Here is a 22,129-nt window from a genome sequence, read left to right as displayed (position 1 = left end):
CGTCAGGCGCTCACGGCCCTCAGCATCGGCATTCGTGCCGCCTCGTACCGCTCCAGCACCACCCGGGCGACCTCCGGAGCCGGTCCCAGCACATCGGCCAGGACGTCCGCCTCCGCCGCGCCCCGGGCGATGCGGTCGGGGAGGAAGCCGGGGGCCAGGACGTACGGGGCGACGGCGACCCGGGCACAGCCCAGTTCCCGAAGCTCCCGGACCGCGTCCTCGGTGCGGGGGAACCCCGCGGGAGAACCAGCGGAGGCGAACGCAGGCCGCACGGCGCACCAGCCGGTGTGCCGCCACTCCCGCGCGATTTCTGCGATCACTGCGATCGCCTCCGGGTCGGTGGACCCCGCCGAGGCCAGGACGACCCCGGTCGAGGACTTGTCGGCGGGAGTGAGGCCCGCCTCGTACAGGCGCCGTTCCAGCGCTGCCGACAGCAGCGGGGACGGGCCCAGGACCTCCGCCTGGTGGACGCGGAGCTGCGGGGGAGCGTCCGCGAGGACCGCCGGGATGTCCGCCTTGGCGTGGAACGCCCGGGTCAGCAGGAGGGGGAGGGCCACGACGTCACGGACGCCCTGGACCGCCAGGGACTCCAGGACCCCCTGCACCGAGGGGACGTTGAAGTCCAGGAAGCCTGTCTCCACGCGCAGGTCGGGGCGCAGGGCGCGGACCCGCCGTACCAGGGCGTGCACGGTCGCGGCGTGCCGCGGGTCGCGGCTGCCGTGGGCGATGACGAGGAGAACAGGCTTGTTGATCATGGGATTTCAGCTCTTCACCAGCAGGCCGCGGTTGCGCAGCACCCACCGCTCCAGCGGGCTGAAGATGAGCAGGTCGATGGCGATACCGACGATCAGGATGAGCAGGATGGCCTCGAACACCATGGCCATGTCGCTGGCGTTGCGGCCGTTCTCCAGCAACTGGCCGAGGCCCACGCCGAGGTCGGGGAAGGACGCGATGATCTCCGCGGCCATCAGGGAGCGCCAGGAGAACGCCCAGCCCTGCTTCAGACCGGCCACATAGCCGGGCAGCGCGGCGGGCAGGACGATGTGCCAGGTGCCCTTCAGACCCGTGGCGCCGAGCGTGCGGCCCGCGCGCAGGAACAGCGGGGGCACCTGGTCGACACCGGAGACGAGGCCGTTGGCGATCGACGGGACCGCGCCGAGCAGGATCACCGCGTACATCATCGAGTTGTTCAGGCCCAGCCAGATCACCGCGGGCGGAACCCAGGCGACCGACGGCAGGGACTGCAGGCCCGACAGGATCGGGCCGAGGGCCGCGCGGACGAACTTCACCCGGGCCACCAGCAGACCCAGCGGTGTGCCGATCACCAGGGCGAAGCAGAAGCCGAGCAGACCGCGCGAGACGCTGGTCCAGATGTAGCCGAGCAGCTCGCCCTCGAGCCACGCCGTGTGGACGACGTCCCACACGGCGGACGGCGCGGGCAGCTTGGTCGGGTCGGCGACGACCTTGAACGAGACGAGGGCCTGCCAGACCGCCAGCACCAGCGCTACGGCGAGGACGGGCGGCAGGATCTTCTCGACGAAGGTCTGCCGGAACGGAGTGCGGTACGCCTGCCTCGACTCCAGCGCGTCGAGGCCCGCCTCCAGACCGGCGAGATCGCTGCCGTCCTTGGCGACGGTCGTCGAATCAGTGCTGGCCATGACGGCGGATCTCCCCACGCAGTTCTTCGGTGATCTCGACGGACAGCTCCGCCACCTGGGTGTCCTCGATACGGCGCGGGTGCGGGATGTCCACCGTCCACTCACGGGCGATCTTGCCCGGACGGGAGGACAGCAGCACCACGCGCTGCGCGAGCCGGACCGCCTCGCGCACGTTGTGCGTGACGAACAGGACGGACAGCTGCGTCTCGCGCCAGATGCGGGTCAGCTCGTCGTGCAGCACGTCCCGCGTGATGGCGTCCAGCGCCGCGAACGGCTCGTCCATCAGCAGCAGCTTGCTCTCCTGCGCGAGCGCGCGCGCCAGCGCGACACGCTGGCGCATACCGCCCGACAGCTCGTGCACCCGCTTGCCGTACGCGCCCTTCAGCCGGACGAGTTCGAGCAGTTCCTCGGCCCGCTCGCGGCGCTCGGCCTTCGCGATGCCCCGCAGCTTCAGGGCGAGTTCGATGTTCTTGCCCGCGGTCAGCCACGGGAACAGCGCGTGCTCCTGGAACATCAGCGCCGGGCGGCCGTCCGTGGTGATCTCGCCGACGGTGGGCCGGTCCAGGCCCGCCACCAGGTTGAGCAGCGTGGACTTGCCGCAGCCCGAGGCCCCCAGGAGGGTGACGAACTCGCCGGGCGCGACATCGAGGGTGATGTCGTCCAGGACGAGCTGCTGCCCGGCGGGGCCCGCGAACGACTTCGAAACGTGTTCGATCCGGGCGGCGTGCGTGGCCGACTCGGTGCCGTCGGCGGCCTTGGCGAGGGTGGTGGCCATGGTCGTCACCTCCTGGGAAGTCTTCACAATGCGGCTTCGGGATGCGGGCTTACTTCGCGCCGAGACCGGCGTCGTCGACCGTGGGCGCGCCCTCGGCCTCGAGGACCTTGTTCAGCGGCGCGAGGTCGTAGATGCCGTTCAGGTTCGGCTTCTGCAGCAGCCCCGCCTTCACGGCGTGCTCGGCCTCGGTGTTGAGGGTGGAGGCCAGCGGGTCGTCGGTGAACTGGATGGACTTCCACGCCGGGTCCAGCACCTCGGCCGGCAGCGCCTTGCCGGAGTCGGCCTCCAGCTGCTTGTTCGCCGCAGCCTTCGCCGCGTCCGGGTTGGCGTTGATCCACTTGTTGGTCTCGACCGAGCCCTTGAGCACGGCCTCGACGACCTTCGGGTGCTCCTCGAGGAACTCCTGCCGCACGATGATGTTCGTGATCACGAACTTCTTGTCGGGCCACAGCGACGCCTCGTCGAGCAGTACCTTGCCGCCCTCGGCGACCAGCTTCGACGCGGTCGGCTCCGGCACCCAGGCGCCGTCGACGGACCCGGACTTGTAGGCGTCCGGGGTAACCTTGTTGTCGCTGCGGACGACGGTGACGTCGCCCTTGCCGCTCTGCGGGTCGACCTTCCAGCCCTGCTCGGCGGCCCAGTTGAGGAACGCCACGTCCTGGGTATTGCCGAGCTGGGGGGTCGCGATCCGCTTGCCCTTGACGTCCTTCAGCGACTTGATCTTGTCCGGGTTGACCACCAGCTTCACTCCGCCGGACGCCGAACCGCCGATGATGCGCAGGTTCTTTCCGGCGGACTTGGTGTAGCCGTTGATCGCCGGGGAGGGGCCGATCCAGCCGATGTCGATGGAGCCGGAGTTGAGCGCCTCGATCTCGGACGGGCCGGCGTTGAAGATCGCGGGGTCGGCCTCGGTGGCGCCGAGGGCCTTCTGGAAGAAGCCCTTCTGCATCCCGACCAGAGCGGTCCCGTGCGTCAGGTTGCCGAAGTAGCCGATCTTGACGCTGTCGAGACCGTCGATCTTCTTCGCTCCGGCGGCGACCTTGGCGCCCCCGTCGTCCTTGGCCTGGGAGCCGTAGCCGCAGGCGGCCAGGGTGAGCAGCGGGAGTGCGGCTATGACCGCGAGGGATCGGCGCAGAGCGGATGATGCAGGCACGGGAGGTGTTCCTCTCGGAGGCCCGGCGGTCACGGTCTCTCAGGTCGTGGCCGGGAGGTCGGCAGGTTTTCGTCTACGGCGGTGGGGGGTGAGGGCGCGCGGGCAGTGCGCGTACGTCAACGCACACATCGCGCGACCCCGCCCTGCCCGCTGCCGAGAGCACCGCTGCCGACGCGGCCGCCCTCCTTCGCGAACGTGGAGTAGAAGTCGGGGGAGTTCATGTCAGAAGTCCCACCCGTCGTCCTCGGCCTCGTCCTTCACCGGCTCGGGTGCGGCGAAGGACTCGCCGACCATGCCGGCGGTGAGGGTCTGGCCGTCGTTCGGGTCGATGAGGATGAACGAGCCGGTGCGCCGCGAGTCCGAGTAGGAGTCGACCGGCAGCGGCTCGGCGGTACGGATCTTCACCCGGCCGATGTCGTTGGCGACGAGCTGTCCCGGGTGCGGGTGCAGGGACAGGTCGTCGAGCGTGAGCCGGGACGGGATGTCCTTGACGATCGCCTTGACCGTGCGGGTGCCGTGCTTGAGCAGCACCCGGTGGCCGACGGTCAGCGCGGCGTCCGCGACATGGCAGACGGTCGCCTCGATGTCCTGCGTGGTCGCGGGCGCGTCCTTGGTGGGCACGATCAGGTCGCCGCGCGAGATGTCGATGTCGTCCTCCAGCAGGAGGGTCACCGACTGCGTGGTCCACGCGACGTCGACCGGCTCGCCCAGCAGGTCGATGCCGGCGACCTTCGAGGTGCGGCCCGAGGGCAGCACGGTGACCTGCTCGCCGACGTGGAACGAACCGGCCGCGATCTGACCGGCGTAGCCCCGGTAGTCGGGGTGGTCGGAGTTCTGCGGCCGGATCACGTACTGCACGGGCAGCCGGGCGTGGCAGTGGCTCAGGTCGTGGCTGACCGGCACCGTCTCCAGGTGCTCCAGCACCGTCGGGCCGCCGTACCAGTCCATGTTCGCGGAGGCTTCCACCACGTTGTCGCCGACGAGCGCCGAGATCGGGATCGCGGTGACCTCGGGGACGCCCAGCTCGGTCGCGTACGCCGTGAACTCCTCGGCGATGGCGGCGAACACCTTCTCCTCGTACGCGACGAGGTCCATCTTGTTGACCGCGAGGACCACGTGCGGGACGCGCAGCAGGGCGGCGAGGGCGGCGTGCCGGCGGGTCTGCTCGACGACGCCGTTGCGCGCGTCGACCAGGATGACCGTCAGCTCGGCGGTGGAGGCGCCGGTGACCATGTTCCGGGTGTACTGCACATGGCCGGGGGTGTCGGCGAGGATGAAGCGCCGCAGGGGCGTGGCGAAGTAGCGGTAGGCCACGTCGATGGTGATGCCCTGCTCCCGCTCGGCCCGCAGGCCGTCCGTCAGCAGCGCGAGGTCCGGCGCCTCCTGGCCCCGGCTCGCCGAAGCACGCTCCACGGCTTCCAGCTGGTCGGTGAGGACCGACTTGGAGTCGTGCAGCAGCCGGCCCACCAGGGTGGACTTGCCGTCGTCGACGGAACCGGCGGTGGCGAACCGCAACAGGGTGGTCTCCGCGAGTTCCTCGGTCGTGATGGTGCTCATCTTTAGAAGTACCCCTCGCGCTTGCGGTCTTCCATCGCGGCTTCCGACATCTTGTCGTCGGCGCGGGTGGCGCCCCGCTCGGTGAGCCGGGAGGCGGCGATCTCGACGATCACCTTCTCGATGGTGTCGGCCTCGGAGTCGACGGCGCCGGTGCAGGACATGTCACCCACGGTCCGGTAGCGCACCAGCCGCTTCTCCACGGTCTCGCCGTCCTTGGGGCCGCCCCATTCGCCGGCGGTCAGCCACATGCCGCTGCGGGCAAAGACCTCGCGCTCGTGGGCGTAGTAGATCTGCGGCAGCTCGATGCCCTCGCGGGCGATGTACTGCCACACGTCCAGCTCGGTCCAGTTGGACAGCGGGAACACGCGCACGTGCTCGCCGGGGGCGTGCCGGCCGTTGTACAGGTTCCACAGCTCCGGGCGCTGCCGGCGCGGGTCCCACTGGGAGAACTCGTCCCGCAGGGAGAACACCCGCTCCTTGGCCCGGGCCTTCTCCTCGTCGCGGCGTCCGCCGCCGAAGACGGCGTCGAACCTCTCCGCCTGGATCTTCTCGGTCAGCGGCAGGGTCTGCAGCGGGTTGCGGGTGCCGTCCGGGCGCTCCTTGAGCACGCCGCGGTCGATGTAGTCCTGCACGGAGGCGACGTGCAGCCGCAGCCCGTGCTGCTCGACCGTACGGTCCCGGTAGTCGAGGACCTCGGGGAAGTTGTGCCCGGTGTCGACGTGCAGCAGCGAGAAGGGCACCGACGACGGCCGGAAGGCCTTCAGCGCCAGGTGCAGCATGACGATGGAGTCCTTGCCGCCGGAGAAGAGGATCACCGGCCGCTCGAACTCGCCCGCCACCTCGCGGAAGATGTGCACGGCCTCGGACTCGAGGGCGTCGAGGTGGGACAGCGCGTAGGGGCTGTCGGTCTCCTCGGAAACGGTGGCGGCGGACGTCATGCCAGTCCCCTTTCGGTGAGCAGGGCGTGCACGGACGCCGCGGACTCCTGCACGGTCTGGTTCTGCGACTCGATGCGCAGATCGGGCGACTCGGGTGCCTCGTACGGGTCGTCGACGCCGGTGAGGCCCGTGAGCTCGCCCGCCGCCTGCTTGGCGTACAGGCCCTTCACATCGCGCTCGCTGCACACCTCGACCGGCGTGGCCACGTGGATCTCCGCGTACGCCGTCCCGTTCGCCTGGTGCCGCTTGCGCACCGACTCGCGGCTGTCCTGGTAGGGCGCGATGACCGGGACGAGGGCGAGCACGCCGTTGCGGGCGAGCAGTTCGGCGACGAAGCCGATCCGCTGCACGTTGGTGTGCCGGTCCTCGCGGCTGAAGCCGAGGCCCGCCGAGAGGAACTCGCGGATCTCGTCGCCGTCGAGCACCTCGACGCGGCGGCCCTCGGCGCGCAGCCGGCCGGCCAGCTCGTGGGCGATGGTGGTCTTGCCGGCACTCGGCAGACCCGTGAGCCAGACGGTGGCTCCGGTCGTCACGTCGGTCTCCTGAATCGTCGTCGTCATCCGTGCAGCCCGCACTCGGTCTTGCTGCGGCCCGCCCAGCGGCCGGCGCGGGCGTCCTCGCCCTCCAGCACCCGGCGGGTGCAGGGGGCGCAGCCGACGGAGGGGTAGCCGTCCATCAGCAGCGGGTTCGTCAGGACGCCGTGCTCGGTGACGTAGGCGTCCACGTCGTCCTGGGTCCAGCGGGCGATCGGGGAGATCTTGACCTTCTGCCGCTTCTCGTCCCAGCCGACCACCGGGGTGTTCGCCCGGGTCGGGGACTCGTCGCGGCGCAGACCGGTCGCCCAGGCCCGGTAGTCCTTCAGGCCCTCCTCCAGCGGCTGCACCTTGCGCATCGCGCAGCACAGGTCGGGGTTGCGGTCGTGCAGCTTCGGGCCGTACTCGGCGTCCTGCTCGGCGACCGTCAGGCGCGGCGTGAGCGTGATGACGTTGACGTCCATCACGGCGTCGACCGCGTCGCGGGTGCCGATGGTCTCCTCGAAGTGGTAGCCGGTGTCGAGGAAGACGACGTCCACGCCGGGCATCGCCCGGGAGGCGAGGTGGGCCACCACCGCGTCCTCCATGGAGGAGGTCACGCAGAAGCGCTTGCCGAACGTCTCGGCCGCCCACTGGAGGATCTCCAGCGCGGAGGCGTCCTCCAGGTCGCGGCCCGCCTGCTCGGCGAGCGCCTTCAGTTCCTCGGTGGTGCGCTCTTCCTGAGTGGTCGTCATATCTCTGCCCCTCCGGAGTCGGATCGCTTCAGTCCCTGGGACAGCAGCCCGAGGAACTTCAGCTGAAAGGCCCGGCTGCACGCCGCGCATTCCCACGCCCCGTGCCCCTCCTCGCTGGGCCGCAGGTCCTCGTCACCGCAGTAGGGGCAGTAGAACGGGGCGGCGCGCTCGCTCATACTGCGTCCTTCGTTTCGTTCGCTGCGCTCACGAAAGGGCCTCCTCGTCGGCCCGGGCCGCCCAGGCGGCGAACCGCTCGCCGTCCTCGCGCTCCGCCTCGAACCGCTTCAGGACGCGCTCGATGTAGTCGGGCAGCTCGTCGGAGGTGACCTTCAGACCGCGCACCTTGCGGCCGAAGCCCGCCTCCAGGCCCAGCGCGCCGCCCAGGTGCACCTGGTAGCCCTCGACCTGCTCGCCCTCGCTGTTGACGACCAGCTGGCCCTTGAGACCGATGTCCGCCACCTGGATGCGGGCGCAGGCGTTCGGGCAGCCGTTGAGGTTGATGGTGAGCGGCTCGTCGAAGTCCGGCAGACGGCGCTCCAGCTCGTCGATCAGCTGCGAGCCGCGCTGCTTGGTCTCGACGATGGCGAGCTTGCAGAACTCGATGCCGGTGCAGGCCATGGTGCCGCGCCGGAACGAGGACGGCCGGGCGGTCAGGTCGAGCGCCTGAAGGCCCTCGACCAGCGACTCGACCTGGTCCTCCTCGACATCGAGGACGATCATCTTCTGCTCGACGGTGGTGCGCACCCGGCCCGAGCCGTGGGCCTCGGCGAGGTCGGCGATCTTCGTGATGGTCGCGCCGTCGACGCGTCCCACGCGCGGGGCGAAGCCGACGTAGAAGCGGCCGTCCTGCTGCCGGTGCACGCCGATGTGGTCGCGCCAGCGCTCCACGGGCTCGGCGGGCGCCGGTCCGTCGACGAGCTCACGCTTGAGGTACTCGTCCTGCAGCACCTGGCGGAACTTCTCCGGGCCCCAGTCGGCGACCAGGAACTTCAGCCGGGCGCGGGTGCGCAGCCGCCGGTAGCCGTAGTCGCGGAAGATGCCGATGACGCCGGCCCACACGTCCGGGACCTCGTCCAGCGGCACCCAGGCGCCGAGCCGGACACCGATCTTCGGGTTGGTGGACAGGCCGCCGCCGACCCACAGGTCGAAGCCGGGGCCGTGCTCGGGGTGGTCGACGCCGACGAACGCCACGTCGTTGATCTCGTGGGCCACGTCGAGCAGCGGCGAGCCGGAGATCGCCGTCTTGAACTTGCGGGGCAGGTTGGAGAATTCCTTGCTGCCGATGAACCGGTGGTTGATCTCGTCGATGGCGGAGCTGCCGTCGATGATCTCGTCCTGCGCGATACCGGCGACCGGCGAGCCGATGACCACACGCGGCGTGTCACCGCAGGCCTCGGTCGTGGACAGGCCGACCGCCTCCAGCCGGTCCCAGATCTCGGGCACGTCCTCGATCCGGATCCAGTGGTACTGCACGTTCTGCCGGTCCGTGATGTCGGCGGTCCCGCGCGCGAACTCCTGCGAGATCTCGCCGATCACCCGCAGCTGCCGGGTGGTGAGCCGGCCGCCGTCGATGCGGACGCGCAGCATGAAGTACTCGTCGTCCAGCTCCTCCGGCTCCAGGATCGCGGTCTTGCCGCCGTCGATCCCGGGGCGGCGCTGGGTGTAGAGACCCCACCAGCGCATCCGGCCGCGCAGATCGTTCGGGTCGATCGAGTCGAAGCCCCGCTTGGAGTAGATCGTCTCAATGCGTGTCCGCACATTGAGACCGTCGTCGTCCTTCTTGAACTGCTCGTTGCCGTTGAGCGGGGTGTGGTGTCCCGCGGCCCACTGACCCTCACCGCGGTGACGGCTCACCTTGCGGCGGGGAGTCGCGGCGGCAGGCTTCTGCGGGGTGGCGGCCATGGTTGATACGTCCTTCGGGACAGGCGGGAAAGCGGCTCTGACCTGCGCGCGGGCGCACGGTGGTACGGGCGCGTCATTGCGCAGGAAAGGAGACGAGAAAGGGGGGATGCCGGGCTGCGTGAGTGCTCTCAGCGCGCCGGACAGATGGCGCTGGACATGCGGCCGAGGTCGACGTGCCGCCGACTCACCAAGGCAATTCCAGTTCCAGACATGACGGAAGCGTGTCACGGCGATCTGGACACAGTCCAGCTTCGTCCATGATGCGGACACTCGTGTCTCGAAATCCAAGACATGCGTGTCCTTGGTCACATCGGGTCGCCCCGGGGTGTCCGACCAGGTCAGACAGGGAACGCCCCAGGCCACGGTCCCGGAGCGGCGACGTCCGCCTCCTCCTCGACCTTGGTGTCGAACAGCTGGAACCCGCGGCGCAGGTAGTTGTCCATCGCGTGCTCGCCGTCCTTGCTGCAGGTGTGCAGCCAGACCCGCTTCGTCGGCGTCAGTCCCGCCCAGCGGTCCGCGAGGTCCCAGGCCCGGGCCGTGCCGTACGACAGCAGATGCCCGCCGACGCGCCGGCCCCGGAAGCCGGGCAGCAGTCCGAAGTAGACGATCTCCACGACCGCGTCGTCCTGCGCCTCCAGCTCCACGTACCCGGCGGGCGTGCCCCGGTCCCAGGCCACCCACGTCTCCACGCCGGGCCGCTCCAGATGCTCCTGCCAGCGGGCGTACGACCAGCTCAGCCGGTCGGTCCAGCGGATGTCGCCGCCCACCGACGCGTACAGGAACCGGCTGAACTCGGGCGAGGGCACCTCGGAGCGGACGACCCGGACGTCCCCCTCCGGCGCGACGGCCGGCAGCAGGTCGGTCGGGGCGGTCTGCTCCAGGGACCAGGTGGTCACGGCGATGGTCGGCATGAGGGTCAGGAAATCATCAGGTGTGACGACCTGTCGAACATCCGACGTCGCGACCATGGCCGGCGCCCCGCCGGACGCGCCCTAGTCGAGGGCCCGGTCGACCGAGGACAGGGGCAGTGCGAACAGCATGCGGCCGGACTGGGACCAGAGCTCGCCGGTCTCCTCCCAGTAGGACAGGGAACCCGACCGGCCGCTCCAGCAGTGGCGGGTCTCGTCCGTCCCGCACTCCGTCGCCCGGGCGCTGTCGGTGTCCTGGCGCCACAGCGTCCCGTGCCCGCCCGGTGAGCCCGCCGCGCGGTCGAGGTACCAGCCCGAGGCGTACGCCAGCACGCCCCGTACGTCGGTCGTCTTCGTCTCGTACGCCTCGACCGGGTCCGCGTGCCCGGAGGAGTCGGTGGTGAGCAGGCCGGGCCGGGCCGGGTCCCGGCTCAGCGGGTAGCGCCACAGCCGGGTGCGCCGGTCGCCGTCCGCGGGCACCCACTCGCTCGCGACCAGACTGTCGGGGGAGGTGCTGCGGTCCAGGGAGACGGTGGCCGGGCGCGGCACGTCGTCACCGCCCGGCAGGGTGTACGAGCCGACGGCGGGCAGCACGTACCGGTAGCCGTGCGCCGCCCAGCCGCCGCGCACCCGGCCGACCGCGTCGGACTCGACGGTGGCGCGCTGGATGCGGTCCATGTCGTACACGTACAGCGCGTCCCGGTCGCCCTCGCGGGTCGTCACCAGCAGCTTGTCCTGGTACCAGACCATGCCGGACAGCGGCGAGACCAGCCCTCGGTAGTCGTGCCCGCCGTCCACCGGGACGGCCAGCAGGGCCCAGGTGTAGCGGAGCCGGTCCGGGTCGTTCGCGTCGACGAAGGCGACCTTGGCCAGGCCTCGCTCGGGCGCCGGGCCGTCCATGGAGCCGCCCTCGGCGCCGCTGGTCCAGCCGGAGAGGATCACACGGTTCCCGCCCCAGCGGCCGTCGTCGTCCGCGTCCCCCGAGGTGGTGACCGCGCCCGGCCGCCAGCCCCGGGTGTCGGCGCCGCCGAAGCAGTACGCGCGGGTGGCCGCCGGTTCTATGGGCAGGGCGTGCTTCTCGGCGGTCGAGCAGCCGGCCGCGTCCCGCAGCGGGCGGTCGGCGCTCTCCAGCACGGTGCCGACGCCGACGGGGCGGCCCATCTTGGAGGAGAGCCGGTCGAGCCACTGCTCCGGCACCCGGTGCTCGGCCAGCGGCAGCCGCCCGGCCTCGGCCGACGCGCTGAGCGGCTTCAGCGTCCCCGGGGCGTCGGCGACCTCGGCCTGCGAAGCGCTGATCAGGGTGGCGGCGGCGGTGAGCGCGAGGGCCGTCCCGGCCAGCGTCGCCCGTACCGCCCTGCCCCGCCTGCGCCGCCGGTGTCTGCCGCGATGCTTCATAACGTCCTCCCGAGGCGGGCCAACTGCGCCTGATGATCCATACGTTGACGGAGGAGCAGGTGGGGTGACCCGTAGAGGGATGCTACGGCAGGTGAGCGGGGTGGCGGACGAAGACCCCGCAAATATGCGAAAGATGTACCTCTGGGGGAGGGGCGTGTGTCCCGGCCGGCACGTCCGGTGAGGCTCAGGGGGCCGGTGCGGACGTGCGGAGCCCGCACACCGCCGGTGCCGTCGAGTACGGCAGCAGATCGCGCGGGTCGTCCGGGAGCAGCATCTCCACCTCGGCGTCCTCGGCGAACCGGTACGGCCGGTGCTCCAGCAACGCCCCCAGATACCGCCGTACCCGCGACAGCTCGGCGCGCACCGTCACCGTGCGGGCCGGGTCGCCGAACACGTCCCCGGCCAGGCCCGAGGCGCTGCGGCCGGAGCGGTGGACGGCGAGGAGGTACAGCAACTCGGCATGCCGGGGACTCAGTTCGCGGGCCCAGGACCCGGCACCCCCGAAGACCTCCACCGACCAGCCGCGCGCCCGTCTGAGGTCCAGCACGATCCTGGTCGCCCCGCGCGGCACCGGCTCGTCGGCGCCCGCCCGCACCAGCCAGCCCCCGGCCAGCGGCTCCACCGAGCACAGCCCGAGCGCCGGCAGCCACCGCGGGCCCGCCGACAGCGACTTCGGCAGGGCGACCCGCCGGGTGTACGGCATCCCGCTCACCGCGGCGGTCCAGCCGTCCGGGTCGACCACCAGGGCACGCCCGCCGAGCCGGGCCAGCACCGGCGCGGCCACCGCGCGCAGCCGCTCCAGCGACTCCACGTGCATCTCCCGCAGCCGGGCCTCGGCGAGCTTGGCCACCGAGCCGACCCAGGCGAGCGTGGCCGGGTGCATCGTCTCCAGCGGCCCGCTGACGTCCACCACGCCGAGCAGCCGACCGTCCCGCGGATCCGTCAGGGGAGCGCCGGCACAGGTCCAGCCGGCCTGGGAGCGCACGAAGTGCTCGGAGGCGAAGACCTGCACGGGCCGGCGCACCACCGCCGGAGTGCCCAGACCGTTCGTGCCGACGACGTCCTCGCGCCAGTCCGCGCCGAGTTCGAACCCGAGCCCGTCGGCCTTGCGCAGCACCGGCGCGCTGCCCTCGCGCCACAGCACCCGGCCCTCGTCGTCGGCGACCACCATGATGTGGTGGGCGATGTCCGCGACCGCCAGCAGCCCCTCCCGCAGCACCGGCAGCACATGGCGCAGCGCCGTCGTCTCGCGTCGCCGCCGCACCTCCTCCAGGGGCAGCAGCCCCGCCCGGAAGTCGTGGTCGGGGTCGACGCCGCCGCGCAGCATGCGCTCCCAGGACTGCTCGATCACCGGCCGCGGCGCCACCGGCGCGCGCTGCCCGGCGAGCCGGGCGGAACGGACCTCGTCGAGGACCCGGGCCGCCCGCGTGGCGTTCACGGCGGCGAGCTGCGTGACGTCCATCGGCATGTCCCCCCGGAGCCGTTTCTGACTGTCCGTCTCATAGTGCCGCCTGCCCCCTGACGGACGCGCGCACTCCGCACACAGTCGGCATCAAGTTGCAACCCCCCGCAACCCTGGTGGACGGCCCGGCCGTGGCTGAAAATTGAGCAGCGCCGTCCCGAGCGGCGTTCGATGGCTCGAACGGGCCAGTGCGGCGGGGGTGGTGCCGTGTCGGCGCAGCACCACCCCCGCTCCCGCGCGAGCGGATCGGCACACCAGGTCGGAACCGCAGGTCAGGACACCGGACGGGCCCGCTCCACCACCGCCGCGAGGTCCAGCGTGTGCGGCAGTGTCCCGAAGGCCGCGCCCCCGTCGCCGCCCAGCCGGGCGGCGCAAAACGCGTCGGCCACCTGCGGTGGCGCGAACCGGACGAGCAGCGACCCCTGGAGCACCAGCGCGAGCCGCTCCGCCAGCCGTCGCGCCCGCCCCTCCACGCCCTCCAGATCGGCCAGTTCGGTCAGCAGGTTCTTGATGGCCCCGTCGAGCCGGTGATCGGCACCGCGCGCCTGCCCGACCTCCCGCAGATACGCGTCCAGCGCGCCCGGCTCCCGCTGCAGCGCCCGCAGCACATCGAGGGCCTGGACATTGCCCGCGCCCTCCCAGACCGAGTTGAGCGGCGACTCCCGCACCAGCCGGGGCATTCCGGACTCCTCGACGTACCCGTTGCCGCCCAGGCACTCCGCCGCCTCCACCGCCACCGGCGGGCACCGCTTGGTCACCCAGTACTTGGCGGCCGGCACCGCGATCCGCAGCAGCGCCCGCTCCTGCTCGCCGCCGTCGTCGTAGGCGGCCGCGAGCCGCAGCGCCAGGGTCGTCGCCGCCTCCGACTCCAGGGCGAGATCGGCGAGGACGTTGCGCATCAGCGGCTTGTCGACGAGCTTCCCGCCGAACGCCTCGCGGTGGGTGCAGTGGTGCACCGCCTGCGCCACGGCCTGCCGCATCAGCCCCGCCGAGCCCAGCACACAGTCGAGCCGGGTCGCCGCGACCATCTCGATGATGGTGCGCACCCCGCGCCCCTCCTCGCCGACCCGGCGCGCCCAGGTCCCGTCGAACTCGACCTCCGCCGAGGCGTTCGACCGGTTGCCGAGCTTGTCCTTGAGCCGCTGGATCAGGAACACGTTGCGCGTCCCGTCGCGCAGCACCCGCGGCACCAGGAAGCAGGTCAGCCCGTCCGGAGCCTGCGCCAGCACCAGGAAGCCGTCGGACATCGGCGCCGAGCAGAACCACTTGTGCCCGGTCAGTTCGTACGTCCCGTCCTCGGCCAGCGGCCGCGCGGACGTCGTGTTCGCCCGGACGTCGCTGCCGCCCTGCTTCTCCGTCATGGCCATCCCGAACAGCGCGCCGGCCTTCAGGTGCGCGGGCCGCAGCTCACGGTCGTAGACCACGGACGTCAGCCGCGGCTCCCACTCGGCGGCCAGCTCCGGGTCCGTGCGCAGGGCGGGCACCGCCGCGTGCGTCATCGACAGGGGGCAGCCGTTGCCGGCCTCGACCTGCGTCCACACGAGGAAGGCGGCCGCCCGCCGGACGTGCCCGCCCGGCCGCGCCCAGGCCGCCGTCAGACCGGCCGAGACGCCCTTGCCGAGCAGCCGGTGCCAGGACGGATGGAACTCGACCTCGTCGATCCGCTCGCCGTACCGGTCGTGCGTGCGCAGCCGCGGCGGATTCTCGTTGGCCCGCACCCCCCACTCCTGCACCTGGGCCGAGCCGGAGGCCCGCCCGAGCGCCGAGAGCTCGCCGAACACCTCGTCGCGCAGATCCGGATCCAGATGCCGTTCGACCCCGGCCGTGAGGGCCCGGTCGGCCGTGAAGACGTCGTACCCGACCAGCGGCGGGACCTGGTTGCTCACGGAGTGGGTGCTGGCAGCCATGAAGCGAACCTACCGGGTGAGTGCGGCCGGGCGCGACGGATACCGTTAGGGGGTGCAGCCAGCAAGTGAAACCCCCGACACACCCTCCGGACGCCTCCACCGGGCGCGCGCCCTCTACCGGAACGTATCCAAGCGCAGGACCGCCTGGCTGCTGCTCAAGGACACCGTCAACTCCTGCATCGAGTACCGCATCCTGGGCCTGGCCGCCGAGGCCGCGTTCTTCACGCTGCTGTCGGTGCCGCCGCTGCTGCTCAGCATGATCGGACTGCTCGGCTACGTCGACGCCTGGACCGGTGCCGACACCATCGAGAGCCTCCAGGCCAACATCCTGGAGGCCGCGCGCACGGTCCTCTCCGACCAGGGCGTCAGGGAGATCGCCGAGCCGATCCTGCACGACGTGGTGAAGGGCGGCCGGCCCGACGTCATCTCCATCGGCTTCCTGTTCGCCCTGTGGTCCGGCTCCCGCGCCGTGAACGTCTTCATCGACACCATCACCGTCATGTACGGCCTCGACGGCGTCCGGGGCATCGTCCCGACCCGCCTGCTGGCCTTCGCGCTGTTCATCGTGGGCTTGCTGGTCGGCTCCGTCGCGCTGCCGCTGATGGTGGCCGGGCCGGACGCGGTGGTGCGGATCGTGCCGTGGTCGACGACGGTCGTGCAGATCCTGTACTGGCCCGTGGTGATACTGCTGTCGATCGCCTTCCTCACGACCCTGTACCACGTGTCCGTCCCCGTCCGCTCCCCGTGGATCGAGGACGTGCCCGGCGCGCTCTTCGCCCTCGGCATGTGGGTGCTCGGCAGCTTCCTGCTGCGGATCTACCTGACCAGCACGGTCGAGGGCCCCACGATCTACGGCTCCCTGGCCGCGCCCGTCGCCGTGCTGCTGTGGATCGGTGTGTCCGCGTTCGCGGTGCTGGTCGGGGCCGCGGTCAACGCCGCCATCGACCGGGTCTGGCCCGCCGCCGCCACGGCCGCGGCCCGCGAGGCCAACGAGCGGCTGCGCCAGGCGCAGGTCGCCGAGTACGTGGCCCGCGCCGCCGCCCAGGGGGAGGCCGACCCCGACATGCCCTCCGAGTTCCCGGAACGCTGGTCCCGCTTCCTCCCCCCGGAGGACGTCTCGGCCCGCCTGCGCACGCATGTCAGGAGCACGCATGTGAAGCACACGCCGGCCAACGGGGAGAGGCAGCCGCCCGAGGAGAAGTGACGGACGGCGGTCTCAGGCCTTCCAGGTCCCGGCCCCGGCCTCCTCCCGTACGAAGTCGGCGAAGTCCCGGGGCGCACGGCCCAGGACCTCCTCGACGCCGTCCTCGAGATGCGCGTTGCGGCCGTCGAGGAGGGTGTCGAAGATGCCGGTCATGACCGCGACCTCCTCCGGTGGCATACCGAAGCCGGCCATCGCCTCGCCGTAGTCCCGGACCGAGACGGCCCGGTACGTCAGCGGCCGCCCCGTCGCCTCGGCGATCTCCGCGACCGCCTCCCCGAAGGTCAGCAGGCGTGCCCCGGACAGGGTGATCGTCCGGCCCACGTACCGGTCGCCGCCCGTCAGCGCGGTCACCACCACGTCCGCGATGTCCCGCACGTCGAGGAACGGCTCCCGCACCTCGTCGGCCGGGAACACCAGCTCACCGTGCTCCCGCAGCTCCGCCACCAGCGGACCCTCGCTGAAGTTCTGCGCGAACCACGCGGCCCGTACGACCGTCCAGTCCGCCCCCGAGGCGTGCAGCGCCTCCTCGGTCGGCAGGGCCTGGTCCTCGCCCCGCGCGGACAGCAGCACCAGCCGCCGCACCCCGAGCCCGACCGCCTCGCGCGCCAGCGCCCCGACCGCTTCGGCGGCACCCGGCGCGCCGACGTCCGAGGGGTGGGCGAGATAGGCCGCGTCGGCGCCGCGCAGGGTCGCCGCCCAGGTCGAGCGGTCCCACCAGTCGAAACCGGTCGCCCGGGACGCGGCCCGTACCGTGAGTCCCGCGGCCTCCGCGGCCCGCGCCACCCGGCTCCCCGTACGGCCCGAGGCGCCCGTCACCACCACTGTCATGCCCTGCGTGTTCCGTGTCGTGTTCGTCATGCCGTCGAGTCAACTGCCGTACGCGCCACGGAACCATCGCTGAACGGCTCATTCCCATACGCCCGCGTCTACGCTGACCCCATGGACGCAGTCGCAGGGCTCCTGGACGGCCCCCGCGCCCGGGGCGCGTTCATGATCAGGGCGTGTTTCGACCCGCCGTGGGCGGTCCGGGTGGAGGACCGGGCCCCGCTCACCGTGATGCTCGTCGCGCGCGGCGAGGCCTGGGTGGTGCCCGACCAAGGCGAGCGCGTCCTGCTGCGGGCTGGGGACCTCGCCATCGCCCGCGGCCCGGACCCGTACACCTGCGCCGACGACCCCGGTACGGCCCCACAGGCGCTGATCCTGCCGGACCAGGAGTGCCGCTACCCCGACGGGCGGCCCCTCAACGGCTCCATGGACCTGGGCGTCCGCACCTGGGGCGACCGGCTCGACGGAGCCACCGTGATGCTGATCGGCACGTACCCGATGAAGGGCGAGGTCAGCGGACGGCTGCTGGACGCCCTGCCGCCGCTGCTCACGCTCCCGTCCGACGTGTGGGCCTGTCCGCTCACGCCGTACGTCGCCGAGGAGATCGTCCGGGACGAGCCGGGCCAGGAGGTCGTCCTGGACCGGCTGCTCGACCTGCTGGTCATCGCGGCGCTGCGGGCCTGGTTCGCCCGCCCGGAGGCGGAGGCGCCCGCCTGGTACCGAGCCCTCGCCGACCCCGTCGTCGGCGGCGTGCTGCGCCTGCTCCAGGACGACCCCGCCCACCCGTGGACCGTCTCCTCGCTCGCCGCCAAGGCGGGAGTGTCCCGCGCCGCGCTCGCCCGCCGCTTCACCGGCCTGGTGGGCGAGCCCCCGATGACGTACCTCACCGGCTGGCGCCTCGCCCTGGCCGCCGACCGGCTGCGCGACTCCGGCGACACGCTCGACGCGGTGGCCCGCCGTGTCGGCTACGGCAGCGCGTTCGCCCTGTCTACGGTGTTCAAGCGGGTGTACGGGGTGAGCCCGGTGGAGTACCGGGCAAGGGCGGCGTGACCGGGCGGGGGCGGCGTAGCCTGGCACCCGTGTACGTGGAGTGGGCGTCGCGGCTGGCGGGAGCGGTCGTGTGGACCAACACCCCGGACCGGGACGGGGTGGGGCGCGTGCTGCCCGACGGGTGCATGGACCTGCTGTGGCACGAAGGGCGGCTGATGGTCGCCGGACCCGACACTCACGCGTACCTGACGGGCGGCGAGGCCGGTGCCTGGGCCGGGGTGCGCTTCTACCCGGGCACGGCGCCCGCGCTCCTGGGCGTACCGGCGCACGAGCTGCGTGACCGCCGGGTCGCGCTGGCGGATCTGTGGCCGGCCTCGGAGGCACGCCGCCTGGCCGACCGTGTGAACGCGGCCCCCGACCCGGCGAGCGGCCTGGAGGAGGTGGCGCTGCGGCAGGCGGCCGAGGCCGGACCCCCGGACCTCGTGCTGCGGCAGGTCGTCACGGCCCTCGACGCGGGCCGCCCGGTCGCCGCCACCGCCGACGGACTCGGACTGGGCGCCCGCCAGTTGCACCGCCGCTCCCTGGCCGCCTTCGGCTACGGTCCCAAGACCCTGGCCCGCATCCTGCGGCTGCGCCGCGCCCTCGCACTGGCCCGGCACGGCGTGCCCTTCGCGGACACGGCCGCCCGGGCCGGATACGCCGACCAGGCCCACCTGGCCCGCGACGTCAGGGAGTTGGCGGGGCTGCCGCTGGGAGAGCTACTCGGCTCCTAGGGCCGCGAACAGGTCCACCCCGTTGCCGTCCGGGTCGAGCACGACGGCGTACCGCTGCCCCCAGAAGGCGTCCCAGGGCTTGAGCTCGCCGTGGTACCCGGAGCCCACCAGTTCCCCGTACACCGCGTCCACGTCCGCCGGCCCGTCGCAGCGCAGGGCCAGCGAGGCCCGGCCCCCGCCGGCGGGCGGCTGCCACGCGGGGAGGAAGGAGCGGACCGTCTCCTCGGTGTCGAACATCAGCCGGAGCCCGCCGGGCAGTTCGGCCTCGGCGTGCGGCTGGTCCTCGGCGCCCTCGGGGAAGGCGAAACCGAGCCGGCGGTAGAAGGCGACGGAGGCGGCCATGTCGGAGACGACCAGGCCGATGGCATCGAATCGTGCGGTCATGGGCCCACCGTAGGCGGGCCCGGGGCGGCCGGTCTTGAAGGAAACGGACACCGGGCCCGGCACCGGCACCCGTGTCCGATCCGTTCAAGACCATCCCCCGGCCGGCCCCGTAACGTCGCCGCCATGACGACCACGACACAGCGATCCCGGCACCTCGGCATCCCGATCGACCGCCCCGCCCAGGAGGTCTACGACCATGTCGCCGACCCCCTCAACGTTCCCGGCTGGGCTCCCGGGCTGGCCCGCTCCATCGAGAAGGTGGACGGCCGGTGGGTGGGGGAGTCGCCCATGGGGCGGGTCGTGGTCGTGTTCACACCCAGGAACGAGTTCGGCGTGCTCGACCACGACGTCACCCTGCCCTCGGGGCAGACCGTGCACAACCCGATGCGGGTGATCGCCGACGGCCCGGGCTGCGAGGTGGTGTTCACCCTGCGCCGGCAGCCCGGGATGAGCGACGAGGAGTTCCGCCGCGACGCCGAGGCGGTCACCGCCGACCTCACCGCCCTCAAGCGGCTGATGGAACGCCCCTAGTCCTCTCCGGTCCTCCCTAGTCCGCCGTCTCCGACTCGTAGTGGATGGTGCCGTCCTCGTCCATCGTCGGGTGCATCTTCATGGGACCGTACTCGTCGATGTCCGACGGCCGCGGGCCCTCCGGTCCGTCGGGCCCCATGCGCAGAAAACGCTCGACGCGGCAGATCCGGAAGAGGCGGTCGTCGAAGCGGAACTCGTCCGCGCGGTCGAGCGCCTTGTACTCCTCGGCGGCGCGCGCGTACTTCGCCTTCTTCGCCTCGTCGTACCGGTACAGCATGGCCCAGATCTCGGACATGCCGTTGTAGAGCAGACGCCGGGCGTCGTGGGGTGTGGACATGAGCGTGCCGCAGGGCTGCCAGCCGTGGCGGCCGCGCTCGACCACGCCGAAGCCGACGGGCAGCAGCACGGGGTCCGGATGCGTGGCCACCGCGCGCTCGGAGTCCTCGCGGACGTCGGAGGGGAAGCGGGCTCCCTTGTACGCGAAGTCGCTCAGGCCCAGCCGCAGCGCGCCCGCCGCCAGGCCGTCCGGGCGGGCCGGGTCGAGGACGAAGCCGAGGTCCGGGGACGCGGTGTCCCTCGCCCGCTTGTCCCACGACCGCCGCACCGGCTCCAGGTCGGTGGGGCGCGGCGGCTCGAGACCGTCGTCGTCGCAGCGCGCGAACTCGTCGCCGCGCACGACCCGGTAGCGCACGCCGCACGCCTCCACCTCGTTCACCGGCTCGCTCTCCATCACCGCTACGGCCGCCAGCAGTTCGCGCCGGACGGCCGGGTCGTCGGTGTCGTCCTTGGCCGTGAACCACAGGTGGGAGTGGAGTCCGTCCCGGGCCACCTGCGGCATGCCGTCCGTCACCGGCTTCAGCAGCCGCCACTCCGGTCCCACGGCGGGATCCTGCGCGGCGACCCCGAAGACCGGTCCGCGCAGCGACAGCGCGGGATAGCGCCGCGAGGCGTCCATCGCGTCGGCCTCCCGCACCCAGGCGGCCGGGTCGTCGCGGCGGACCAGCTCCTCCTGGAGAGCGTCGATCTGTTGCTGCCAGTCATCATCCATGCACACATTGTCCCGGTCGCGAGGGGCGCGAGGAGGCCGGGCGATGCAACCAACGCGGTTGTTGGGAACCGGGCGCGGATGCCGGGCACCGCTTTCAGGTCCAGCCCGGCCCAGGGAGACCCGGCGCGTCCCACGCTCCGCCGGGACACCGCCGCCCGGCGCGTGAGCCGTCCCTGGGCGGTCCGTGGACGCCGGGAAGGCTCGCCGGGTCCGGGGGCCGGACGCGAGGCTGTGCCGTGCCAGACGAGACGAGCCGCCCCAGGGGTGACCCGCGGGGGACGGCGGTTCGGAAAGGAAACACCGTATGAGCATGCGCAATCGGGCCATGGCGATGGTGACGGCCGTGTTGCTGGGGGGCGGGGCCGCCGGGATCGCCCTGGCACCGGCCGCGAACGCCGCTCCCTACTTCGGCATCGACGGCGGCGGCGCCGTCACCAACGACTGGGAGGACGAGGAGAACCTCGGCGTCGAGGCCTACGCCAGGGGCAACGCCATCGCCCTGTGGGAGACCGTCCTGTGGGCGGACGGCGCCCTGTGGGAGGACGACGAGGGCGAGTGGCGGCCCTTCAAGAAGAGCCAGATCGACGGCTCGTTCGGGCCGGAGACCGAGTCGGCCACGCAGTGGTGGCAGAGCCGGCACAACCTCCCCGAGACCGACGGCACCGTCGTCAGCGAGAGCTGGGACTTCGCCCAGACCCGGCTGCAGAGCCTCCCGGGCAACGTCGTCCAGTACAAGGGCGACGCGCGGAACGTCAACTTCAAGCGCGTGGGCGGCAAGTACCAGGTGAAGCTCAAGAACGTCGGGCCCTGGAAGAACGCGCACTACCGCACGCTCGGCTGACTGACCCGACGGGCGGGTGACCCCGGAGTCACCCGCTCCACGACGGCAGCGCCCACAGCAGCCCCGCCAGCAGTACGACGATGACCGCGAAGGAGACCAGCGCCGCCGCCCGCCACCGCCGGTACTCGGCACCGGGCGGCGGTGTCGCGAGGTCCACCGCCTGTCCGGCCGGCACCGGCCCACCCCGCGGCCACGTCGGGTCGGCCAGCTCCCACACCGCCAGCAGCCGCGCCTGATCCGCCCCGGCCACCCGGCACAGCGCCTGCACCGCGCCCCTCGGCGGCTGCTTGGCCCCGCTGAGATACCGCTGCCACGACGACTTGCTGTACGCCGTGCGCCGTGCCAGCTCGGCCAGGCTCAGACCCGTGCGGTCCTTCAGGGCCCGCAGTTGCTCGACCAGATGCCGTGCCTCCCTCGGCAGTGCGTCCGGAAGCGGCTGCCAGCGTGCCATGGTCGTCCCCCAACTGCCCGCCGCCACCGCACCCCCGGGCAACGGCCCCTCCCCACCGCATCGTTCGACGCCGGCCCGTCCGGACCAGTTCCCCGCGGCGACGGGCGCGCGGCGCGCGCAGGGGGTGTGAGACGGCCGACCGAGCGACCGTGCGTGGGTG

At 72.2% G+C, this 22,129-nt stretch carries 24 protein-coding genes; 5 read left to right on the top strand and 19 right to left on the bottom strand.

The annotated features are described in order from the left end of the window. Positions 1 to 2: 2 nt before the first annotated feature. The 15 genes from ACZ6I3_RS16885 to ACZ6I3_RS16815 form a co-directional block, all read right to left on the bottom strand. Positions 3 to 755 (bottom strand): sirohydrochlorin chelatase, encoded by a 753-nt coding sequence (locus ACZ6I3_RS16885; protein WP_469415322.1) that lies wholly within the window; start codon positions 753 to 755, stop codon positions 3 to 5. A gap of 6 nt (positions 756 to 761) precedes the next feature. Continuing rightward, entirely contained in the window at positions 762 to 1,658 is an 897-nt protein-coding gene (locus ACZ6I3_RS16880) for an ABC transporter permease (RefSeq protein WP_469415320.1), read from the bottom strand. Beyond that, the gene (locus ACZ6I3_RS16875; protein WP_382496253.1) at positions 1,645 to 2,433 is read right to left on the bottom strand and encodes an ABC transporter ATP-binding protein; all 789 of its coding nucleotides are present in this window, start codon (positions 2,431 to 2,433) and stop codon (positions 1,645 to 1,647) included. The genes ACZ6I3_RS16880 and ACZ6I3_RS16875 overlap by 14 nt, the downstream gene beginning before the upstream one ends. A 49-nt stretch (positions 2,434 to 2,482) precedes the next feature. Further along, the gene (locus ACZ6I3_RS16870) at positions 2,483 to 3,586 is read right to left on the bottom strand and encodes an ABC transporter substrate-binding protein (protein WP_469415318.1); all 1,104 of its coding nucleotides are present in this window, start codon (positions 3,584 to 3,586) and stop codon (positions 2,483 to 2,485) included. 222 nt (positions 3,587 to 3,808) lie between these two features. Continuing rightward, positions 3,809 to 5,143, bottom strand: a complete 1,335-nt coding sequence (locus ACZ6I3_RS16865) for a sulfate adenylyltransferase subunit 1 (protein ID WP_469415317.1) — start codon at positions 5,141 to 5,143, stop codon at positions 3,809 to 3,811. A gap of 2 nt (positions 5,144 to 5,145) precedes the next feature. Next, complete coding sequence (gene cysD / locus ACZ6I3_RS16860) at positions 5,146 to 6,081, bottom strand: sulfate adenylyltransferase subunit CysD (RefSeq protein ID WP_469415316.1); 936 nt, start codon at positions 6,079 to 6,081, stop codon at positions 5,146 to 5,148. Beyond that, positions 6,078 to 6,614: an adenylyl-sulfate kinase gene (gene cysC, locus ACZ6I3_RS16855; protein ID WP_469415398.1), complete on the bottom strand. Its 537-nt coding sequence runs from the start codon at positions 6,612 to 6,614 to the stop codon at positions 6,078 to 6,080. Before cysC ends, cysD begins: the two co-directional genes overlap by 4 nt. A 23-nt stretch (positions 6,615 to 6,637) precedes the next feature. Then, entirely contained in the window at positions 6,638 to 7,348 is a 711-nt protein-coding gene (locus ACZ6I3_RS16850) for a phosphoadenylyl-sulfate reductase (protein WP_469415315.1), read from the bottom strand. Beyond that, entirely contained in the window at positions 7,345 to 7,524 is a 180-nt protein-coding gene (locus tag ACZ6I3_RS16845) for a hypothetical protein (RefSeq protein WP_468191790.1), read from the bottom strand. The genes ACZ6I3_RS16850 and ACZ6I3_RS16845 overlap by 4 nt, the downstream gene beginning before the upstream one ends. 28 nt (positions 7,525 to 7,552) lie before the next feature. Continuing rightward, entirely contained in the window at positions 7,553 to 9,250 is a 1,698-nt protein-coding gene (locus ACZ6I3_RS16840) for a nitrite/sulfite reductase (protein WP_469415314.1), read from the bottom strand. 128 nt (positions 9,251 to 9,378) lie between these two features. Further along, positions 9,379 to 9,462, bottom strand: a complete 84-nt coding sequence (locus tag ACZ6I3_RS16835) for a putative leader peptide (RefSeq protein WP_310591794.1) — start codon at positions 9,460 to 9,462, stop codon at positions 9,379 to 9,381. A 126-nt stretch (positions 9,463 to 9,588) separates the two neighbouring features. Next, on the bottom strand, positions 9,589 to 10,161 hold the full coding sequence (locus ACZ6I3_RS16830) for a GNAT family N-acetyltransferase (protein WP_469415312.1): 573 nt from the start codon (positions 10,159 to 10,161) through the stop codon (positions 9,589 to 9,591). An 81-nt stretch (positions 10,162 to 10,242) separates the two neighbouring features. Continuing rightward, positions 10,243 to 11,553, bottom strand: a complete 1,311-nt coding sequence (locus ACZ6I3_RS16825; protein WP_469415310.1) for a hypothetical protein — start codon at positions 11,551 to 11,553, stop codon at positions 10,243 to 10,245. Between the two features lie 184 nt (positions 11,554 to 11,737). Beyond that, complete coding sequence (locus ACZ6I3_RS16820) at positions 11,738 to 13,015, bottom strand: GAF domain-containing protein (protein ID WP_469415308.1); 1,278 nt, start codon at positions 13,013 to 13,015, stop codon at positions 11,738 to 11,740. Positions 13,016 to 13,287: 272 nt separating this feature from the next. Next, on the bottom strand, positions 13,288 to 14,922 hold the full coding sequence (locus ACZ6I3_RS16815) for an acyl-CoA dehydrogenase family protein (RefSeq protein ID WP_469415307.1): 1,635 nt from the start codon (positions 14,920 to 14,922) through the stop codon (positions 13,288 to 13,290). A 52-nt stretch (positions 14,923 to 14,974) separates the two neighbouring features. Between ACZ6I3_RS16815 and ACZ6I3_RS16810 the strand changes: the two genes are divergently transcribed. After that, entirely contained in the window at positions 14,975 to 16,126 is a 1,152-nt protein-coding gene (locus ACZ6I3_RS16810) for a YihY/virulence factor BrkB family protein (RefSeq protein ID WP_469415306.1), read from the top strand. A 12-nt stretch (positions 16,127 to 16,138) separates the two neighbouring features. Here ACZ6I3_RS16810 and ACZ6I3_RS16805 read toward each other — a convergent pair whose 3' ends face one another. Continuing rightward, positions 16,139 to 16,984, bottom strand: a complete 846-nt coding sequence (locus ACZ6I3_RS16805; protein WP_469415305.1) for an NmrA family NAD(P)-binding protein — start codon at positions 16,982 to 16,984, stop codon at positions 16,139 to 16,141. 81 nt (positions 16,985 to 17,065) lie between these two features. On the opposite strand from ACZ6I3_RS16805, the gene ACZ6I3_RS16800 reads away from it, so the two are divergent. Together ACZ6I3_RS16800 and ACZ6I3_RS16795 are read left to right on the top strand one after the other, a co-directional pair. Continuing rightward, positions 17,066 to 18,001 carry an AraC family transcriptional regulator gene (locus ACZ6I3_RS16800; RefSeq protein WP_469415304.1) on the top strand — a complete coding sequence of 312 codons (936 nt, stop codon included), beginning with the start codon at positions 17,066 to 17,068 and terminating at the stop codon, positions 17,999 to 18,001. A 29-nt stretch (positions 18,002 to 18,030) separates the two neighbouring features. Then, complete coding sequence (locus tag ACZ6I3_RS16795; protein WP_469415303.1) at positions 18,031 to 18,714, top strand: DUF6597 domain-containing transcriptional factor; 684 nt, start codon at positions 18,031 to 18,033, stop codon at positions 18,712 to 18,714. Here ACZ6I3_RS16795 and ACZ6I3_RS16790 read toward each other — a convergent pair. Continuing rightward, the gene (locus tag ACZ6I3_RS16790) at positions 18,700 to 19,098 is read right to left on the bottom strand and encodes a VOC family protein (protein WP_469415301.1); all 399 of its coding nucleotides are present in this window, start codon (positions 19,096 to 19,098) and stop codon (positions 18,700 to 18,702) included. The two genes, ACZ6I3_RS16795 and ACZ6I3_RS16790, sit on opposite strands and share 15 nt — an antisense overlap. Positions 19,099 to 19,221: 123 nt before the next feature. Between ACZ6I3_RS16790 and ACZ6I3_RS16785 the strand changes: the two genes are divergently transcribed. Further along, positions 19,222 to 19,629 (top strand): SRPBCC family protein, encoded by a 408-nt coding sequence (locus tag ACZ6I3_RS16785; RefSeq protein WP_469415300.1) that lies wholly within the window; start codon positions 19,222 to 19,224, stop codon positions 19,627 to 19,629. Between the two features lie 16 nt (positions 19,630 to 19,645). On the opposite strand, the gene ACZ6I3_RS16780 is transcribed toward ACZ6I3_RS16785, so the two are convergent. Then, positions 19,646 to 20,677: a DUF5954 family protein gene (locus ACZ6I3_RS16780; protein WP_469415299.1), complete on the bottom strand. Its 1,032-nt coding sequence runs from the start codon at positions 20,675 to 20,677 to the stop codon at positions 19,646 to 19,648. A gap of 304 nt (positions 20,678 to 20,981) precedes the next feature. Between ACZ6I3_RS16780 and ACZ6I3_RS16775 the strand changes: the two genes are divergently transcribed. After that, positions 20,982 to 21,518, top strand: a complete 537-nt coding sequence (locus ACZ6I3_RS16775) for a peptidoglycan-binding domain-containing protein (RefSeq protein WP_469415298.1) — start codon at positions 20,982 to 20,984, stop codon at positions 21,516 to 21,518. Between the two features lie 28 nt (positions 21,519 to 21,546). Here the strand turns inward: ACZ6I3_RS16775 and ACZ6I3_RS16770 are convergent, their stop codons facing one another. After that, on the bottom strand, positions 21,547 to 21,969 hold the full coding sequence (locus tag ACZ6I3_RS16770; RefSeq protein WP_469415296.1) for a helix-turn-helix domain-containing protein: 423 nt from the start codon (positions 21,967 to 21,969) through the stop codon (positions 21,547 to 21,549). Positions 21,970 to 22,129: the final 160 nt, after the last annotated feature.

It is taken from the genome of Streptomyces sp. NPDC041940 (genome assembly GCF_055589465.1).
The sequence above is the reverse complement of the archived record's forward strand: the minus strand, read 5'-3'. Positions and strand labels throughout refer to the sequence as shown.

Coding starts and splice junctions, on each gene's coding strand:
- ACZ6I3_RS16885 (WP_469415322.1), bottom strand. CDS start 755: ATGATCAACAAGCCTGTTCTCCTCGTCATCGCCCACGGCAGCCGCGAC.
- ACZ6I3_RS16880 (WP_469415320.1), bottom strand. CDS start 1,658: ATGGCCAGCACTGATTCGACGACCGTCGCCAAGGACGGCAGCGATCTC.
- ACZ6I3_RS16875 (WP_382496253.1), bottom strand. CDS start 2,433: ATGGCCACCACCCTCGCCAAGGCCGCCGACGGCACCGAGTCGGCCACG.
- ACZ6I3_RS16865 (WP_469415317.1), bottom strand. CDS start 5,143: ATGAGCACCATCACGACCGAGGAACTCGCGGAGACCACCCTGTTGCGG.
- cysD (WP_469415316.1), bottom strand. CDS start 6,081: ATGACGTCCGCCGCCACCGTTTCCGAGGAGACCGACAGCCCCTACGCG.
- ACZ6I3_RS16850 (WP_469415315.1), bottom strand. CDS start 7,348: ATGACGACCACTCAGGAAGAGCGCACCACCGAGGAACTGAAGGCGCTC.
- ACZ6I3_RS16845 (WP_468191790.1), bottom strand. CDS start 7,524: ATGAGCGAGCGCGCCGCCCCGTTCTACTGCCCCTACTGCGGTGACGAG.
- ACZ6I3_RS16840 (WP_469415314.1), bottom strand. CDS start 9,250: ATGGCCGCCACCCCGCAGAAGCCTGCCGCCGCGACTCCCCGCCGCAAG.
- ACZ6I3_RS16835 (WP_310591794.1), bottom strand. CDS start 9,462: ATGTCTGGAACTGGAATTGCCTTGGTGAGTCGGCGGCACGTCGACCTC.
- ACZ6I3_RS16830 (WP_469415312.1), bottom strand. CDS start 10,161: ATGCCGACCATCGCCGTGACCACCTGGTCCCTGGAGCAGACCGCCCCG.
- ACZ6I3_RS16825 (WP_469415310.1), bottom strand. CDS start 11,553: ATGAAGCATCGCGGCAGACACCGGCGGCGCAGGCGGGGCAGGGCGGTA.
- ACZ6I3_RS16820 (WP_469415308.1), bottom strand. CDS start 13,015: ATGGACGTCACGCAGCTCGCCGCCGTGAACGCCACGCGGGCGGCCCGG.
- ACZ6I3_RS16815 (WP_469415307.1), bottom strand. CDS start 14,922: ATGGCTGCCAGCACCCACTCCGTGAGCAACCAGGTCCCGCCGCTGGTC.
- ACZ6I3_RS16805 (WP_469415305.1), bottom strand. CDS start 16,984: ATGACGAACACGACACGGAACACGCAGGGCATGACAGTGGTGGTGACG.
- ACZ6I3_RS16800 (WP_469415304.1), top strand. CDS start 17,066: ATGGACGCAGTCGCAGGGCTCCTGGACGGCCCCCGCGCCCGGGGCGCG.
- ACZ6I3_RS16790 (WP_469415301.1), bottom strand. CDS start 19,098: ATGACCGCACGATTCGATGCCATCGGCCTGGTCGTCTCCGACATGGCC.
- ACZ6I3_RS16785 (WP_469415300.1), top strand. CDS start 19,222: ATGACGACCACGACACAGCGATCCCGGCACCTCGGCATCCCGATCGAC.
- ACZ6I3_RS16780 (WP_469415299.1), bottom strand. CDS start 20,677: ATGGATGATGACTGGCAGCAACAGATCGACGCTCTCCAGGAGGAGCTG.
- ACZ6I3_RS16775 (WP_469415298.1), top strand. CDS start 20,982: ATGAGCATGCGCAATCGGGCCATGGCGATGGTGACGGCCGTGTTGCTG.
- ACZ6I3_RS16770 (WP_469415296.1), bottom strand. CDS start 21,969: ATGGCACGCTGGCAGCCGCTTCCGGACGCACTGCCGAGGGAGGCACGG.